General features: G+C 65.7%; 16 protein-coding genes and 1 pseudogene. 10 read left to right on the forward strand and 7 right to left on the reverse strand.

The features are described 5' to 3' along the window. Window positions 1-44: 44 nt before the first annotated feature. The 6 genes from AC07U1_RS22050 to AC07U1_RS22075 form a co-directional block, all read right to left on the reverse strand. Window positions 45-275, reverse strand: coding sequence for a F0F1 ATP synthase subunit C (locus AC07U1_RS22050; RefSeq protein WP_037515205.1), 231 nt, complete (start codon window positions 273-275; stop codon window positions 45-47). A 44-nt stretch (window positions 276-319) separates the two neighbouring features. Further along, complete coding sequence (locus AC07U1_RS22055) at window positions 320-1,072, reverse strand: F0F1 ATP synthase subunit A (RefSeq protein WP_056351830.1); 753 nt, start codon at window positions 1,070-1,072, stop codon at window positions 320-322. Window positions 1,073-1,133: 61 nt separating this feature from the next. Then, window positions 1,134-1,463, reverse strand: coding sequence for an AtpZ/AtpI family protein (locus AC07U1_RS22060; RefSeq protein WP_056351833.1), 330 nt, complete (start codon window positions 1,461-1,463; stop codon window positions 1,134-1,136). 232 nt (window positions 1,464-1,695) lie between these two features. Further along, the gene (locus AC07U1_RS22065) at window positions 1,696-2,094 is read right to left on the reverse strand and encodes a YdbL family probable chaperone protein (protein ID WP_156377831.1); all 399 of its coding nucleotides are present in this window, start codon (window positions 2,092-2,094) and stop codon (window positions 1,696-1,698) included. A gap of 12 nt (window positions 2,095-2,106) precedes the next feature. Next, on the reverse strand, window positions 2,107-2,232 hold the full coding sequence (locus AC07U1_RS22070) for a YnbE family lipoprotein (RefSeq protein ID WP_235535788.1): 126 nt from the start codon (window positions 2,230-2,232) through the stop codon (window positions 2,107-2,109). 86 nt (window positions 2,233-2,318) lie between these two features. Then, window positions 2,319-5,483, reverse strand: a complete 3,165-nt coding sequence (locus AC07U1_RS22075) for an intermembrane phospholipid transport YdbH family protein (RefSeq protein WP_495177508.1) — start codon at window positions 5,481-5,483, stop codon at window positions 2,319-2,321. A gap of 156 nt (window positions 5,484-5,639) precedes the next feature. Between AC07U1_RS22075 and radC the strand changes: the two genes are divergently transcribed. Continuing rightward, window positions 5,640-6,317 (forward strand): RadC family protein, encoded by a 678-nt coding sequence (radC, locus tag AC07U1_RS22080; RefSeq protein ID WP_495177507.1) that lies wholly within the window; start codon window positions 5,640-5,642, stop codon window positions 6,315-6,317. Between the two features lie 232 nt (window positions 6,318-6,549). Further along, window positions 6,550-6,966 carry a nucleoside diphosphate kinase regulator gene (gene rnk, locus AC07U1_RS22085; protein ID WP_495177506.1) on the forward strand — a complete coding sequence of 139 codons (417 nt, stop codon included), beginning with the start codon at window positions 6,550-6,552 and terminating at the stop codon, window positions 6,964-6,966. Window positions 6,967-7,027: 61 nt separating this feature from the next. Here the strand turns inward: rnk and AC07U1_RS22090 are convergent, their stop codons facing one another. Beyond that, the gene (locus AC07U1_RS22090; protein ID WP_495177505.1) at window positions 7,028-7,561 is read right to left on the reverse strand and encodes an EF-hand domain-containing protein; all 534 of its coding nucleotides are present in this window, start codon (window positions 7,559-7,561) and stop codon (window positions 7,028-7,030) included. 195 nt (window positions 7,562-7,756) lie between these two features. Here AC07U1_RS22090 and purB point away from each other — a divergent pair, with 195 nt between their 5' ends. From purB to accD, 8 genes and pseudogenes are all read left to right on the forward strand, one after another. After that, entirely contained in the window at window positions 7,757-9,070 is a 1,314-nt protein-coding gene (gene purB, locus AC07U1_RS22095) for an adenylosuccinate lyase (RefSeq protein WP_495177504.1), read from the forward strand. Between the two features lie 234 nt (window positions 9,071-9,304). Next, complete coding sequence (locus tag AC07U1_RS22100; protein ID WP_495177503.1) at window positions 9,305-9,676, forward strand: lipopolysaccharide assembly protein LapA domain-containing protein; 372 nt, start codon at window positions 9,305-9,307, stop codon at window positions 9,674-9,676. Further along, window positions 9,673-10,347 carry an orotidine-5'-phosphate decarboxylase gene (gene pyrF / locus AC07U1_RS22105; RefSeq protein WP_495177502.1) on the forward strand — a complete coding sequence of 225 codons (675 nt, stop codon included), beginning with the start codon at window positions 9,673-9,675 and terminating at the stop codon, window positions 10,345-10,347. The genes AC07U1_RS22100 and pyrF overlap by 4 nt, the downstream gene beginning before the upstream one ends. Window positions 10,348-10,462: 115 nt before the next feature. Next, on the forward strand, window positions 10,463-11,095 hold the full coding sequence (locus AC07U1_RS22110) for a phosphoribosylanthranilate isomerase (protein ID WP_495177501.1): 633 nt from the start codon (window positions 10,463-10,465) through the stop codon (window positions 11,093-11,095). Next, on the forward strand, window positions 11,092-12,303 hold the full coding sequence (gene trpB, locus AC07U1_RS22115) for a tryptophan synthase subunit beta (RefSeq protein ID WP_187141444.1): 1,212 nt from the start codon (window positions 11,092-11,094) through the stop codon (window positions 12,301-12,303). The genes AC07U1_RS22110 and trpB overlap by 4 nt, the downstream gene beginning before the upstream one ends. Before the next feature lie 7 nt (window positions 12,304-12,310). Next, a pseudogene (locus tag AC07U1_RS22120) lies at window positions 12,311-12,571 on the forward strand (DUF2293 domain-containing protein); the annotation flags it as partial. 24 nt (window positions 12,572-12,595) lie between these two features. After that, on the forward strand, window positions 12,596-13,387 hold the full coding sequence (gene trpA, locus AC07U1_RS22125; protein ID WP_495178454.1) for a tryptophan synthase subunit alpha: 792 nt from the start codon (window positions 12,596-12,598) through the stop codon (window positions 13,385-13,387). Then, window positions 13,384-14,235: an acetyl-CoA carboxylase, carboxyltransferase subunit beta gene (gene accD / locus AC07U1_RS22130; protein ID WP_056351863.1), complete on the forward strand. Its 852-nt coding sequence runs from the start codon at window positions 13,384-13,386 to the stop codon at window positions 14,233-14,235. Before trpA ends, accD begins: the two co-directional genes overlap by 4 nt. The last annotated feature ends 78 nt before the right edge of the window (window positions 14,236-14,313 follow it).

The following is a 14,313-nucleotide window of genomic DNA, read 5'->3' on the forward strand; positions in this document are numbered from 1 at the left end:
GCGGTCGCGGGGCGGGCGCCGAAACGCCCGCTCCGCCGACGAAATCAGGCTGCCTTGAGGTACAGCAGGATCGCGATCAGGAACGACAGCAGGCCGAGAAGTTCGGCAGCCGCGAAGCCGATGAACAGGCGGCCCTGCTGGCCGTCGGCAGCTGCCGGATTGCGAAGCGCGCTTTCGAGGAAGCTGCCGAACACATTGCCCACACCGATGGCGGCCATACCGGCGCCGATGGCGGCCAGACCGGCACCGATGAGCGAAGCTGCTTGAACGTCCATTGTATAAACTCCTTGGGAAAAACGTTAGTTAAACGGTTGAAAAATCAGTGCAGGTTGATCGCGTCGTTCAGATAGAGCGACGTGAGCAACGCGAAAACATAGGCCTGGATACCCGCGACCAGCAGCTCGAGCCCGCTGATGCCGACCATCAGCGCCATGCTGGGGATGCCGACGCCGATGCCGATCGCCGGACTCGCGGCCAGACCATCGATGATGAACGAAGCGAACACCTTCATCAGCACGTGACCGGCGGTCATCGCGACGAACAGTCGCAGCGCGAGGCTGAACGGGCGGACCATGAACGACACGAGTTCGATCACCGGGATCAGCCACAGCAGCCACCAGGGCGTGCCGTGCGGGACGAAGAGCGAGAAGAAATGCAGGCCGTGGCGCCAGAAACCGACGATCAGCACGATCGCGAAGCTGAGGATCGCGAGGAAACCGGTGATCGTGAAATGGCTCGTCACGGTGAAGGGATGGACGCCGAACAGCCCGAGCGGCGCGAGGCCGATGAGGTTGAGCATCAGGATAAACATGAAGAGCGAGAAGACATAGGGCGTATATTTGCGGCCTTCGGGGCCGATATTCGCGTTCATCATGCTGGAGATGAAGCCGGTAAAACCCTCGACCGCGACCTGCCAGCGACCGGGGACGAGCTGACGCTTCATGCCGCCGATCATGAACACCCACAAAAGCAGGCCGGCGACGATCATCCACATCGCACTCGTCGTGAAAGCGACCTCGTGACCCCCGACATGGAACATGTCGAACATCTTCTGCACCTCGAACTGGTGCATCGGGTCCACTTTACCTTGATCCGCCACGCGATACCTCGCCTAAATCCCAGTCAAACCAGCTTCAATCCGGCTTTGTCGGCCGAATATTGGCAATTCGAAATATGTTCCTGAAGGCGACCGCCACTCCGAGGAACAGCACCACCAACAGACCCCAGGGCGCAGTGCCGGCAAAATGATCGATCGTCCAACCGACCAACGCGCCGCCACCGATGCCGCCCAGCAATTCCGCCAATACGCGGTTACCGAGCTTGTAATTGGCATCGGTCTCCGGTCCGGCGTTCACCGCGTTCCGTTTTGCTTCTGCGGCTTCGGCCCGGTCCAATCGCTCTTCGAGCGAGACCAGGCGCGAATCCTCCGAAGCTGGTTCCGGATCGCTGCCGTTCCCCGTCATTTCCCGCCATCCTCCTGAAACAGCGCCGGAAAGCTCCGGTTCCGCCTGCGAAAAAAGGCCCGAAAAATCGGGGGACCCCTAAGGCGCGGTCCGTTTAGGAATGACGCCCCATTAAGTCAATGCTTGTGCGCAACTGCACAAAAATGGCGCCGGGCGGGCGCACAAAAATGCCGCCGCGTTTAGGGGCGCGGCGGCATGTGACGCCCGCAGGCGCCCTTGTCGTTCCGAAAAATCAGGGGCAGCGCGAATCGCGGACCGGTGCGCCGGCGTCGCGGGTCTTCCAGCTCTTGTCGGGCGCCATATATTTCTCGCCCGGCTTGGTCTTGGCGATCAAATTGCAACCGGTGACGAAGGCGAACTGTTCGACCGTGCTGCCTGCCGGGGCCCCGCTGGTGTAGGCGGCCTTGCGCTTGATATTGATGTCGTCGACGATCGCGCGGACCGCCGGGGTCGGGGTCGAGGCATAGCCGAGATAGCCGTCGGGTTGCTCGCCGACCTGCCCTGCCGAACGGGCGGCCTCATAAGCGGGGTCGCGCTGCGCCATCGCCGCGGGCACCATCAGCGCCACGGCGGCGGTCGCGGCCAGGGCGGCCATCGCAATTCCGGTGGGTTTCCAAATCTTCGTCATCATATTTTTTCCCTGTCAGAATATCGAGCTATTCTGTTCGATCAGCTTTTTGGCATCTCCATCAAGCCGGTACACGATTTCCTGCTTGATGTTGATATTCAGGTTGATCTCGATCGGCTTGTCGGGGGTTTCGATCTGCACGCAGCCGGTGAGAGCCGCCGCGCCGATCGTTACCGCAAGACACCGACCGATCCCGGCCCGCCTCCTCGCTTCACTTCTTGTTCTCTTCATTGCACGGGCTCGCTTGCTGGAGGCTGAACGGTCGAATTTTTCGCGGCGGCGGCTTTGGCGTCTTCCTGCGCCTGCATCAGCGCCGGCAGATTCTGTTCGATATAGACGGTCGGATCATAAAAGCCCTTGGCCGATGTGATCAACTGGCGGAACGGCGCCTGAATCTTGATGTTGAAGACGAGGGGCAGCTTGGCGACCTGGCGCGTGATGAAGTTCTGCGTCGCGCCTTCGCCCTGCCCGATGCCGCCGAAGCGGATGTCGGTGACCATCTCGCCGTCGAGGTCGCCGTTGAGGATGATGGTGAGGTCGTCATATTTGAGGCTGCGCAGCGCGCCGAAGGCAAAATTGGCCATCACGCCAAGGTCGTGGTTGGTCAGCTCGCCGACATAGGCCAGCGTTCCGCCGCCATCGCGCGCGTCGATGCGGCCGCCGACGATCCGTCCGCCGAGTCCGTCGAACTCGACCGGCAGGGTGCCGTCGAACTTGCCCGTCGCGTTGATATTTTCAAACCCGAAATTCTGGAGGAAGATCGCGGCATCGACCCCGACGAGATCGAAGGTCAGCCGTCGCGGCTGGTCGGCGTTGAAATTGAGCGTCGTCGGATGCAGCTCGAGCGTGCCGCCGGCAAAGGGCCAGCTGCCGCCTTGAATCCGCACCCGATTGTCGCCGAGCAACTGATATTCGATCTCGCCGTCCTTCACCGGAATTCCCGGATTGAGCTCGGCGAGCCGGACCTTCTGGTTCGGCGCGGAATGGAGACCGATCAGGTCGTCGAAGGTCAGCGTCGTCGTCGCGCCGGTGACCGGACCAAAGGCGGCGGCGAGATTGCTGTTCGCGGTCGCAAAGGTGCCGCGGCTCGTCACCCCGGCGGGCGACCAGTCGATCCTGCCATCGCCGACCACCGATCCCTGCACATTGGCGACGACGCCCAGCGCAAGACGGGTGAGTTGGTCCGGCTGAAAAGTGTCGCCAAAGCGCAATTCGGGAACCTTCAGATCGGCAAATCCGGTTCCACTGCCGAGTTCGTGCCGAATCACGGTGTCGAGCACATGCGCGCCGCTCCGCCGTTCGGCGAAGCCCGCGGTCGCGTCGATCCGGCCATCGGCGAAGCGTAGCGCGGCGTTGGTACTGAGCAGCGGGAAGAAGCGCGCGTCCGGTTCGGGCAGCGCGTCGGTCACGACGATCGACCCGTCGAGCCCAAGCACGCCGCCGGCCCAGGTCCAGCGCCCGCCAATCTCGCTCATGTCGAGCGGCACCGCGCCGATCTTGCCGGCCGCGCCGACGAGGTCGCCCGCGAGCCCCTTCGGCGTCGACGCGCCGGTGATCCGTTCGGCGCTGAACCGGGTGACGCCGTCGCCTTCGCCCAGACGGACGTCGGCGCCCGCCAGCGACCAGCGCATCGTCGCCAGGTCGAACTCGCCCGCCCCCGACGCCAGCGAGAAGGGCGAGGTCCCGCTCGTCCCGCGCAGCGCCAGCCGCGGCATGCGGATCTGTCCGCGCAGCCCGTCGGGACCCGCCGCGAGCAGAGGCTGCCCCGCGCGGCTGCACAAGTCGACCGCCGGCCCGGCGAGCCGGAAGCCGCTGACGTCGATGCGGTCGGCGGCGATCCGCGTGCAACCACCGCTCAGCGCCAGCGCCCCGGTCGGCGCCAGCACCCCGTCGATCGGCACGCGCAATCGCTCCACGCGTCCGCCCGCGAGCGGGCCGGTGAGTTCGGCCACCGTTGCAAAGCGCATCATCCCGCCTGCCCCGCCAGAGAAGCGCACCGGCGCCAGCGCCAGCCGCGAACCCTCGGCGACATAGGGCTCAATCCGCGCCAGGCCGGACAGCGTGCCGTCGGCGCGGCGGTCGAGATCGAGTGTGCCTTCGGGCAGTCCGCCACCGCCGAACGCCCATTGGCCCTGCACGACGAAAGCTGGCGCGGCGGCCGCGAACAGATAGCCGATCCGGCTGTCGGCGCCTCCCGTCAGCCGCGCGCCGCTTTCGCCGACCAGATCGAGCCCGATCAGTTCGATACGTGCGGTCTTGCCCTCGCCCGCCAGCGCAAAATCGGCCTTGCCGCCGATGTCGCCCAGCATCCGCGCCAGTGCCCCGCTGGCCTTGGAGCCCAGCGGTCCGACCGGACTGCCGGCCAGTCCATTCGCACTCGCGGCGATGCGCTGGCGCAGCCCGGCGCTGGCCGAAGCGCGCGCGAAGCCGATGCTGCCCTTAAGCTTGGGTGCCGCTTTGCCGACCTCGCCGGTCGCGTCGATGTCGACGCGGCTCGCGGCGAATTCGGGTCCGCTCAACCGCTGCGCCTCGCCGTCGAGGGTCAGCGCGGTTCGGTCGGCATTGCCCTTGAACCCGGCGAGCAGCGCCACCCGTTCGGCACGCGCCGGACCCGCGATAAGCGATACCAGCGCCGCATCGGCCTTGCCCTCCCAACTCAGCATGTCGGCGCCCAGCGTCACGTCGAGCGCGACCTGCGGCGCGCGCGCGATGACGCTTTCCTCGGCGCAGCGCACTTCGCGCCCGCGCAGCGGTCCTTTCAGACGCGGTTTCAGGTCACGCACCGTCAAGGGGCCGTAAAAACTGATCGCATCCCCCCGGCATCCGGCCGCATCGATCGTCGGGGCCACCAGCGCGAGCGTCCCCGAAAAATCGCGCTGCAGATGTCCGCGCCCGTTCAGCGTCGCGCCGACATTGCCCCACGGCGTCTCGACCCGCGCCCGCGCGTCGGTCAGCACCGCCGACAGGTCAGGCAGCGCAAAGGGATCGGTGCTCGTCGGATCGCGGAACTTGTCGAGCGCTCCCAGCGACAGCCGCCCGTCCGCGAACCGCCCATACAGCCGCACGCCGTCGGCGGTGATCGTCGAAACATAAGGCCCGCTCCAACCGTAACCGAGCGAGATTTCGACGACCTTCGCGGTCAGGTCGGGGCGTTTGGGGTCGCCGATGACGACATTGGAAATGCGCTCGGTACGAAAACCGATCTCTTCGATGTCGTAAGTCGCGGGTACGCCCAGCGAATCGAGCTGTTCGCGCACGAAGCGGTCGGCGATCGGCTCGCGCGCCAGCCACAGCCCGCCGACAAGCACCGCGAGCGCCGCGCCGGTCAGCCAGCGCTTCTTGATGCGGCGACGCTGCCTGACCATTCTGGCGGTTTCGACGGAGTCGGTCATGGCGCCTTTATTCGATCCTCATGCGCCCCGGCGGGTCCGCCCTTTGCTGAAAGATAACGCCGAAATGGCGCAATTGGCTGCAAAAGACAGGACGTTGCCATATGCGACAAACCTTATGGCCGTTGAGTGCGCCCCACAAGCTGCTATTCCGGATCCATGGGGGACGCCGATCATACGGGACATCGCGCGCGGCTGCGCGCCCGACTGCTCGATACCGGCGGCGAGGCGCTCGCCGATTACGAACTCGTCGAATATCTGCTCGCCCTCGCCATCCCGCGCCGCGACACCAAGCCGCTCGCCAAGGCGCTGCTCCGCGAATTCGGCTCGCTGGCACAGCTGATCGCCGCCGACCCCGATGCGCTGCGCCGTGTCGACGGCCTCGGCGACGGCGCCATCGCGGCGCTCAAGGTCGTCCAGGCAACCGGCCTGCGCATGCTAAGGGGCGAATTCGCCGAACGGCCGCTATTGTCCAGCTGGGATGCCCTGCTCGACTATCTGCGTGCCGACATGGGTCCGCTCGATATCGAACGCGTCCGCGTCCTCTATCTCAACACGCGCAACATCCTGATTCGCGACGAACTGGTCAGCGAAGGATCAATCGACCAGTCCGCCATCTACACCCGCGAAGTCGTCAAGCGCGCGCTCGAGCTTGGCGCCGCGGCGATCATCCTCGTCCACAACCATCCCAGCGGCAGCCCCGAACCGAGCCGCCAGGATATTGCCATCACCCGCGATATCGCGGCAGCGGCGGCGAAGCTGAGCATCACCCTCCACGACCATATCATCATCGGCGGGTCCGATTATCGCAGCATGCGCGCGATGGGATTGCTCTAGGATCCCGACTCAAGACCCGCGATTTGACTTCCCCCGCCACACAGGACATCATCCCCTTATGCAGATTCGACGCGGCCTTCTCCGCTTCCGTTTCCACGGGGGTCAACTTCTCGCGGGCATCTAGCCCCGGGTTCCGGCGCGTTCGCCCCGAGCCCGGGGCAAATTTCCGACCAAATTTGATCGCGTGCGCGAACGATTGCGTGCGCCTGCCCTTATCCGGAAAGTCCGCACCATGACCCAAACCAAAGCCAAAGCCCGGACCACGCGCCCGGCGATCCACATGATCGACGTCGAGGCCGACCGTCTCACTGAACTCGCCTTGCACAAGCAACACGAACTCAACCGCATCTACGAACTGCTGCTCGGCGAGATCGACCGTGCGTCGATCTGCAGCCGCGACAAGATTGCCGCCAATGTCGTGACCATGGGGTCCGAGGTGACCTTCACCGATGAAAAGACCGGGACCCAGCGCACCGTCGAACTCGTCTACCCCGCCTTTGCTGACATCGCGGCGGGACGCGTGTCGATCCTGACGCCGGTCGGGGCGGGACTCATCGGCCTGCGTACCGGCCAGTCGATCATGTGGCCCGACCGCGGCGGACAGGAACATCGGTTGACGATCATCGCGGTGAAACAGCCGTCCGAGTGAAGGCCGGACGCGATGAAGCCGCCGGATCGCTCCGACGGCTTCACCACCCAGTCAGGGGCGCTTACGCGCCGCGCGACAGGAACGCGGTCAGTTCTTCCTTGCTGACGGTGCCGTTCTTGTCGGCATCGGCAGCACCCCAGGCCTGACCGATCCAGATCTGGACCTCGGCCGATTCGACATCGACCGTCGGCTCGCTTGCGGCACGCAGCTTTTTCATCCAGCCGGCGAATTCGACTTCGCTGAGCTCGGCGCTCGAATCGGCGTCATAAGTGGGGAACTCCTTATCGACGATCTGGGCGACCTGAGCCGGGGTTGCGGCGCTGCCGCTCGGCGCGGCCTGCGCGGTGGTCGCTTTGCCAGCCGGAGGAGCGGGTTCGGCCGCCGGCGGGGTCGAAGCATCGGGGGCCGGCGCCGGCTGTGCGGCTTCGGGAGCCGGTGCGGGCTGCGTCGCCTCGGTCGCGGGTTCCGACGGCTGGCTTGCCGGCGGCGCGCTGTCGGTCTGGGCCGGCGGTGCGGTCGGATCGGCGGGCTGATCCTGCGCCAGCGCGGGGAAACTGATCGCGGCGGCGCCAATCAAAAGCATGGTTTTCAACATGATATTTCTCCTGTTGTGGTGCGACGCTTCGCCTTGCGCGCCGCTGTCCTGAAGGGGCATAGGGTCAACCGCGCGCCAAAAGCGTAAGTTGCATTTCGGTGGCGATTGGCGGGGCGGCCCGTCCCTGCTAGGGCGCGCCCTGTCGCGATTCCGCGCCGATTCCGCGATAAATTGATCCTAAAGGAAGGAAAAACCATGGTTCCGCGTTACGCCCGGCCCGAAATGACCGCCATCTGGTCGGCCGAAAACCGGTTCCGCATCTGGTTCGAGATCGAGGCGCACGCCACCGACGCGCTCGCCGAATTGGGTGTCGTACCCCAGGATGCCGCCAAAGCGCTGTGGGACTGGTGGGCGACGAATCCCGTCATCGACGTGCCCGCGATCGATGCGATCGAGGCGGTCACCAAGCATGACGTCATCGCCTTCCTGACATGGGTCGCCGAAAATGTCGGCGACCAGGCGCGCTTCATGCACCAGGGCATGACGTCGAGCGACGTGCTCGACACCTGTCTCGCGGTCCAGCTCAGCCAGGCCGCCGACCTGTTGCTCGCCGATCTCGACGCCTTGCTTGCGGCGATCGAACGCCGCGCCCGCGAACATAAAATGACCCCGACGATCGGTCGCAGCCATGGCATCCACGCAGAGCCCGTCACCTTCGGGCTCAAGCTCGCGCAGGCCTATGCCGAATTCGACCGCTGCAAGACCCGCCTGATCGCGGCGCGCGCCGACATCGCGACCTGCGCCATTTCGGGCGCCGTCGGCACCTTCGCCAACATCGACCCGCGCGTCGAGGAACATGTCGCAGCCAAGCTCGGCTTGTCGGTCGAACCCGTCTCGACCCAGGTCATCCCGCGCGACCGCCACGCGATGTTCTTCGCCACACTGGGCGTCATCGCTGGATCGATCGAGCGGCTCGCGGTCGAGGTTCGCCACCTCCAGCGCACCGAAGTGCTGGAAGCCGAGGAATATTTCTCGCCGGGCCAGAAGGGCTCGTCGGCGATGCCGCACAAGCGCAACCCGATCCTCACCGAAAACCTCACCGGCCTCGCGCGCATGGTGCGCAGCGCGGTTGTGCCCGCGCTCGAAAATGTCGCGCTGTGGCACGAACGCGACATCAGCCATTCGTCGGTCGAGCGCTTCATCGGTCCCGACGCGACGATCACCCTCGACTTCGCATTGGGCCGCCTGACCGGCGTGGTCGACAAATTGCTCGTCTATCCCGAACGGATGCAGAAGAATCTCGACCGCATGGGCGGCCTTGTCCATTCGCAGCGCGTGTTGCTCGCGTTGACGCAGGCGGGGGCGAGCCGCGAGGAAAGCTATGTCCTTGTTCAGCGCAACGCGATGAAGGTGTGGGAAAGCGACGGCGCGCTGTCACTGCTCGACCTGCTCAAGGCCGACACCGACGTCATCGCGAAACTGTCAGCCGACGAACTGACCGCGCTGTTCGACCTCGGTTACCACCTCAAGCATGTCGACACGATCTTCGCGCGGGTGTTCGGGGAGTAATGGCTCAATCCTCCCTGTCGCGTAACGATGGGGAGGTGGCAGCCCGCGGGGCTGACGGAGGGGCCGACGCCGTCAGGCGCCGCGCAAGCTTTCGGCCCCTCACCACTCGCTTCGCGAACGGTTCCCCTCCCCACCGCTTCGCGGCAGGGAGGATCAAAGGCACGCCCCCCTCTGGAAACCCGCGTCAAACTCGCCTAGGCTTCCGTCACGTCGCCAAGAAACAGGAGCCGCCGCATGGGAATTGTCCGGACGATCATCTGGGTGTTGCTCACCGCCGTACTGGTGATCTTCTCGATGGCGAACTGGATTCCCGTCACGGTGACCATCTGGCCGGGTCAGGTGCTCGACACCAAACTGCCGGTGCTGATCCTCGTCTCGTTTCTGATCGGCAGCGTCCCGCTATGGATCGCGCTGCGCGCCGCGCGCTGGTCGCTCAAACGCCGCCTCGACCATAGCGAGCGCCAGCTCTCCGACCTGCGCGCGATGGCGAACCGCCCCGCAGATGCCCCCGCGGCGGCGGCGCCGCCGTCGCTCGCCGCGACGCCGGTGAGCGACGTTCCCCCGACCGCCACCCCGACAGACCTCTTTCCTACGGACAAGCCATGACCTCGCCGCTCTATCTCGCGATCGACACCACCCACCTCGACGTCGCGCAGACGCTAGCGCAGAAGGTGCGGCACCATGTCGGCGGGCTGAAACTCGGGCTCGAATTCTTCTGCGCCAACGGCCATCATGGCGTGCATGAAATGGCCAAGATCGGCCTGCCGATCTTCCTCGATCTCAAGCTCCACGACATCCCCAACACCGTCGCCAAGGCGATTCAGGCGCTGCGCCCGCTCGAACCCGCGATCATCACCGTCCACGCCGCGGGCGGCCGCGCGATGCTCGAAGAGGCGAAGGCGTCCGCCGGAACGAACACCAAGGTCGTCGCGGTCACCGTGCTGACCAGCCTCGACGCCCCCGATCTCGACGACATCGGCGTCGGCGGCACCCCGCACGAGCAGGTCGTCCGCCTGACCAAACTCGCGCGCGAATCGGGCCTCGACGGCATCGTCTGTTCGGGTCAGGAAGTGAAGATCGCGCGCAACACCTGGCCAGGCGGCTATTTCGTCGTCCCCGGCGTCCGCCCCGCGAATGGCAGCGCCGGCGACCAGAAGCGGATCGTCACCCCGGCGCAGGCGATGGCCGACGGCGCGTCGATCCTGGTGGTCGGCCGCCCGATCAGCCAGTCGCCCGACCCCGACCTGGCAGCGCGCGAGATCGAGGCAACGCTTTAGGCCTGCACGCACTCCCTTTCCCGTTCGTGTCGAGCGAAGTCGAGACACGCCAACACAGCGCCAGACGTGTCTCGACTTCGCTCGACACGAACGGACATTGGATCATCCGGTAGCCATGCCTACACTCGTCAAAATCTGCGGCCTCAAGACGTCCCAAGAGGTCGAGGCCGCCATCCGTCACGGCGCCACGCACATCGGTCTCAATCATTACGAACCCAGCCCGCGCTACGTCGATCTCGACACCGCGGCCGAGTTGCGCAAGCAGGCCGCCGCGGGCGGCGTCAAGGTCGCACTCCTGCTCGTCAACGCGGGGCCGCAACTCACCGGCGCCGCATGGAGCGCGGTGCGGCCTGACATCCTCCAGTTCCACGGCAACGAGACCCCCGAGTGGATCAACGCGGTCAAGACGAACACCAAGACCGAGGCGTGGAAGGCGGTCGGGCTGAAGGATGCCGGGACGCTGACGCGCTCGCTGCGATATGAGGGCGTCGTCGACCGGCTGCTCTTCGATGCCCCCGCGCAGGCGATGCCGGGCGGGACCGGCACGCGCTTCGATTGGTCGCTGCTCGTCGGGCATCGGCACAGCATCGACTGGGGCATTGCCGGCGGCCTCACGCCCGCCAACGTCGCCGAAGCGATCGCCGCGACCAACGCGCCGCTCGTCGACGTCTCGTCGGGTGTCGAGAGCGCGCCGGGCGTCAAGGATGTGGACAAGATCGCGGCTTTCCTTAAAGCGGCGGGCCGATGACACACGCACCCAACAGTCTTCGCACCGGCCCCGACGAGCGCGGCCATTTCGGCCAGTTCGGCGGGCGCTACGTCGCCGAAACGCTGATGCCGCTGATCCTCGACCTCGAGCGCGAATATCGCGCCGCGCAGGCCGACCCGGCGTTCAAGGCCGAATTCGACGACCTGCTGAAAAATTATGTCGGCCGCCCCAGCCCCTTGTGGCTCGCGCAGCGCCTGACCGATCACCTCGGCGGGGCGAAGATTTACCTCAAGCGCGAGGACCTCAACCACACCGGCGCGCACAAGATCAACAATTGCATCGGCCAGATCCTGCTCGCGAAAAGGATGGGCAAGCAAAAGATCATCGCCGAGACCGGCGCGGGCCAGCATGGCGTCGCGACCGCAACCGTCGCGGCGCTGTTCGGCCTGCCCTGCACGATTTTCATGGGCGCGGTCGACGTCGCACGGCAGCAGCCCAATGTTTTCCGCATGAAGCTGCTCGGCGCAGAGGTGGTCGCGGTCGAGAGTGGCGCCAAGACGCTCAAGGACGCGATGAACGAGGCCCTGCGCCATTGGGTCGCGAACGTCCACGACACCTTCTACATCATCGGCACCGTCGCCGGCCCGCACCCTTATCCCGAACTCGTCCGCGATTTCCAGTCGGTGATCGGCGACGAAGCGCGGGCGCAGATATTGGAGGCCGAGGGCCGCCTGCCCGACATGCTGATCGCCCCCGTCGGCGGCGGATCGAACGCGATCGGGCTGTTCCATCCGTTTCTGGATGACGACGGCGTCGAGATCGTCGGCGTCGAAGCGGCGGGCGAAGGGCTGGACGGCAAGCATGCCGCGAGCCTTGCCGGCGGGCGGCCGGGCATCCTGCACGGCAACAAGACCTATCTGCTCCAGGACGAAGACGGCCAGATCACCGAGGCGCACAGCATCTCGGCGGGGCTCGATTATCCGGGCATCGGCCCCGAGCATAGCTGGCTCCACGACATCGGCCGCGTCCGCTACGAACCCGTGACCGATGCCGAGGCGCTGGCGAGCTTCCAGAAGCTGACCAAGCTCGAAGGCATCATCCCCGCGCTCGAAAGCGCCCACGCCATCGCCGCCGCCGAACGTATTGCGCCGACGCTGGGCAAGGACAAGATCATCATCGTCAATTGCTCGGGCCGCGGCGACAAGGATATCTTCACCGTCGCCGACGCGCTGGGGGTGAAACTTTGAGGGGCTGATGGTCCGTTTTCGGGAATCGACAATCAGACGCGCGCTTGTGAAGCACCTCGCCGGCTGTCCCGACGAGCATCGCACGTCCATCCATAGTCGGGTTGCTGCGGAAGACTGGACCGCCGAAATCTCGCCGAAGAAGGCGGTCCGTATTGTTGCACATAATTATATTCGGCATCATCTCACGGACTATGAAGGCCTGATGCGAAAATACCGGCTATCACGGGGCGAAGCCCGCATGGTGGTCAAAGGGGAAGTTGACGATATCTTTCATGATTGGACCAATGTTGTAATGAGCCGCTTCGCCGCCACCTTCGCCAAGCCCCATCCCGCCCTCGTCGCCTTCATCACCGCAGGCGATGGCGATACCTCGGCCAACCTTGACGCACTCGTCGCGGGCGGGGCCGATGTGATCGAACTCGGCATGCCGTTCACCGATCCGATGGCAGACGGCCCCGCGATCCAGGCGGCGAATTTGCGCAGCCTCGCGAAAGGCACGACCACCGCCGATATTTTCGCGATGGCGACGGCTTTCCGCGCGCGCCATCCCGACACCCCGCTCGTCCTGATGGGCTATGCCAATCCGATGACCGTGCGCGGCGCCGACTGGTTCGCCGCCGAATGCACCAAGGCCGGGGTTGACGGGATCATCTGCGTCGACATCCCGTCGGAGGAAGACCCCGAACTCGGCCCCGCGCTCCGCGCCGCCGGGGTCGACCTGATCCGCCTCGCGACGCCGACCACCGACCCCGCGCGCCTGCCCGCCGTCCTCGATGGCGCGGGCGGTTTCCTCTATTATGTCAGCGTCGCCGGCATCACCGGCCAGCAACAGGCCGCGCAGGCGAGCATCGACGAAGCGGTCGCGCGCCTGAAAGCCGCCACCGACCTGCCCGTCGCGGTCGGCTTCGGCGTCCGCACCCCCGACCAGGCTGCGCAAATCGCCAAGGTCGCCGACGGCGTCGTCGTCGGTTCGGCGTTCATCGACATCATTGCCGAGCATGGCGACGCCGCCGCGCCTTATGTCGAGGCCTTCACCCGCACCCTCGCCGATGCTATTCATAGCGCCAAGGAGATCGCCGCATGAGCTGGCTCGAACGCGTCCGCAACGCCCTGCCCTTCGCCGCAAAGCGCGATACCGCCGACAATCTTTGGCACAAATGCCGCGAGTGCCAGCAGATGGTGTTCGTCAAGGAATGGGCCGACAATCTCAACGTCTGCCCGCGCTGCGACCATCACGACCGCATCGGCGCCAGCGAGCGGTTCCTGCAATTGTTCGACGGCGGCCTTCACGAAATCCTCGCCGCGCCGCCGGCGCCCGAGGACCCGCTGAAGTTCCGCGACACCAAGAAATATGTCGATCGCATCAAGGCCGCGCGCGCCTCGACCGGCGACCGCGACGCCTATCAGAACGCTTTTGGCCGCATCGGCGGGCATCCCGCGGTCGTCGGCGTCCAGGATTTCGCCTTCATGGGCGGATCGATGGGGGTCGCGGTGGGCGAAGCCTTTGTCGCCGGGGTCGAGGAATCGATGCGGCGCGGTGCGCCCTATATCGCGATCACCGCCGCGGGCGGCGCGCGGATGCAGGAAGGCACGCTGTCGCTGATGCAGATGCCGCGCGCGACCGTCGCACTGGCGCGGCTGCGCCGGGCGGGGCTGCCCTATATCGTGCTGCTGACCGACCCGACGACCGGCGGGGTCACCGCGAGCTATGCGATGCTCGGCGATGTCCAGATCAGCGAACCCAAGGCGCTGATCGGCTTCGCGGGGCAGCGCGTGATCGAGAATACGATCCGCGAGAAATTGCCCGAGGGGTTCCAGCGCGCTGAATATCTGCTCGATCACGGGATGATCGACATGGTCGTGCACCGCAAGGAATTGCCCGCAACGCTGGGCCGCCTGATCGGCTATCTGGCGCCCGAGAAGGCGGCCTGACGACCACAACATCGTCATTGCGAGCGAAGCGAAGCAATCCAGTGTCGCATAAACCGCCCTGGATTGCCTCGCTTCGCT

The organism is Sphingopyxis sp. GW821-FHT02C12, assembly GCF_059421785.1.

Coding starts and splice junctions, on each gene's coding strand:
- AC07U1_RS22050 (WP_037515205.1), bottom strand. CDS start 275: ATGGACGTTCAAGCAGCTTCGCTCATCGGTGCCGGTCTGGCCGCCATC.
- AC07U1_RS22055 (WP_056351830.1), bottom strand. CDS start 1,072: ATGCACCAGTTCGAGGTGCAGAAGATGTTCGACATGTTCCATGTCGGG.
- AC07U1_RS22060 (WP_056351833.1), bottom strand. CDS start 1,463: ATGACGGGGAACGGCAGCGATCCGGAACCAGCTTCGGAGGATTCGCGC.
- AC07U1_RS22065 (WP_156377831.1), bottom strand. CDS start 2,094: ATGATGACGAAGATTTGGAAACCCACCGGAATTGCGATGGCCGCCCTG.
- AC07U1_RS22075 (WP_495177508.1), bottom strand. CDS start 5,483: ATGACCGACTCCGTCGAAACCGCCAGAATGGTCAGGCAGCGTCGCCGC.
- radC (WP_495177507.1), top strand. CDS start 5,640: ATGGGGGACGCCGATCATACGGGACATCGCGCGCGGCTGCGCGCCCGA.
- rnk (WP_495177506.1), top strand. CDS start 6,550: ATGACCCAAACCAAAGCCAAAGCCCGGACCACGCGCCCGGCGATCCAC.
- AC07U1_RS22090 (WP_495177505.1), bottom strand. CDS start 7,561: ATGTTGAAAACCATGCTTTTGATTGGCGCCGCCGCGATCAGTTTCCCC.
- purB (WP_495177504.1), top strand. CDS start 7,757: ATGGTTCCGCGTTACGCCCGGCCCGAAATGACCGCCATCTGGTCGGCC.
- AC07U1_RS22100 (WP_495177503.1), top strand. CDS start 9,305: ATGGGAATTGTCCGGACGATCATCTGGGTGTTGCTCACCGCCGTACTG.
- pyrF (WP_495177502.1), top strand. CDS start 9,673: ATGACCTCGCCGCTCTATCTCGCGATCGACACCACCCACCTCGACGTC.
- AC07U1_RS22110 (WP_495177501.1), top strand. CDS start 10,463: ATGCCTACACTCGTCAAAATCTGCGGCCTCAAGACGTCCCAAGAGGTC.
- trpB (WP_187141444.1), top strand. CDS start 11,092: ATGACACACGCACCCAACAGTCTTCGCACCGGCCCCGACGAGCGCGGC.
- trpA (WP_495178454.1), top strand. CDS start 12,596: ATGAGCCGCTTCGCCGCCACCTTCGCCAAGCCCCATCCCGCCCTCGTC.
- accD (WP_056351863.1), top strand. CDS start 13,384: ATGAGCTGGCTCGAACGCGTCCGCAACGCCCTGCCCTTCGCCGCAAAG.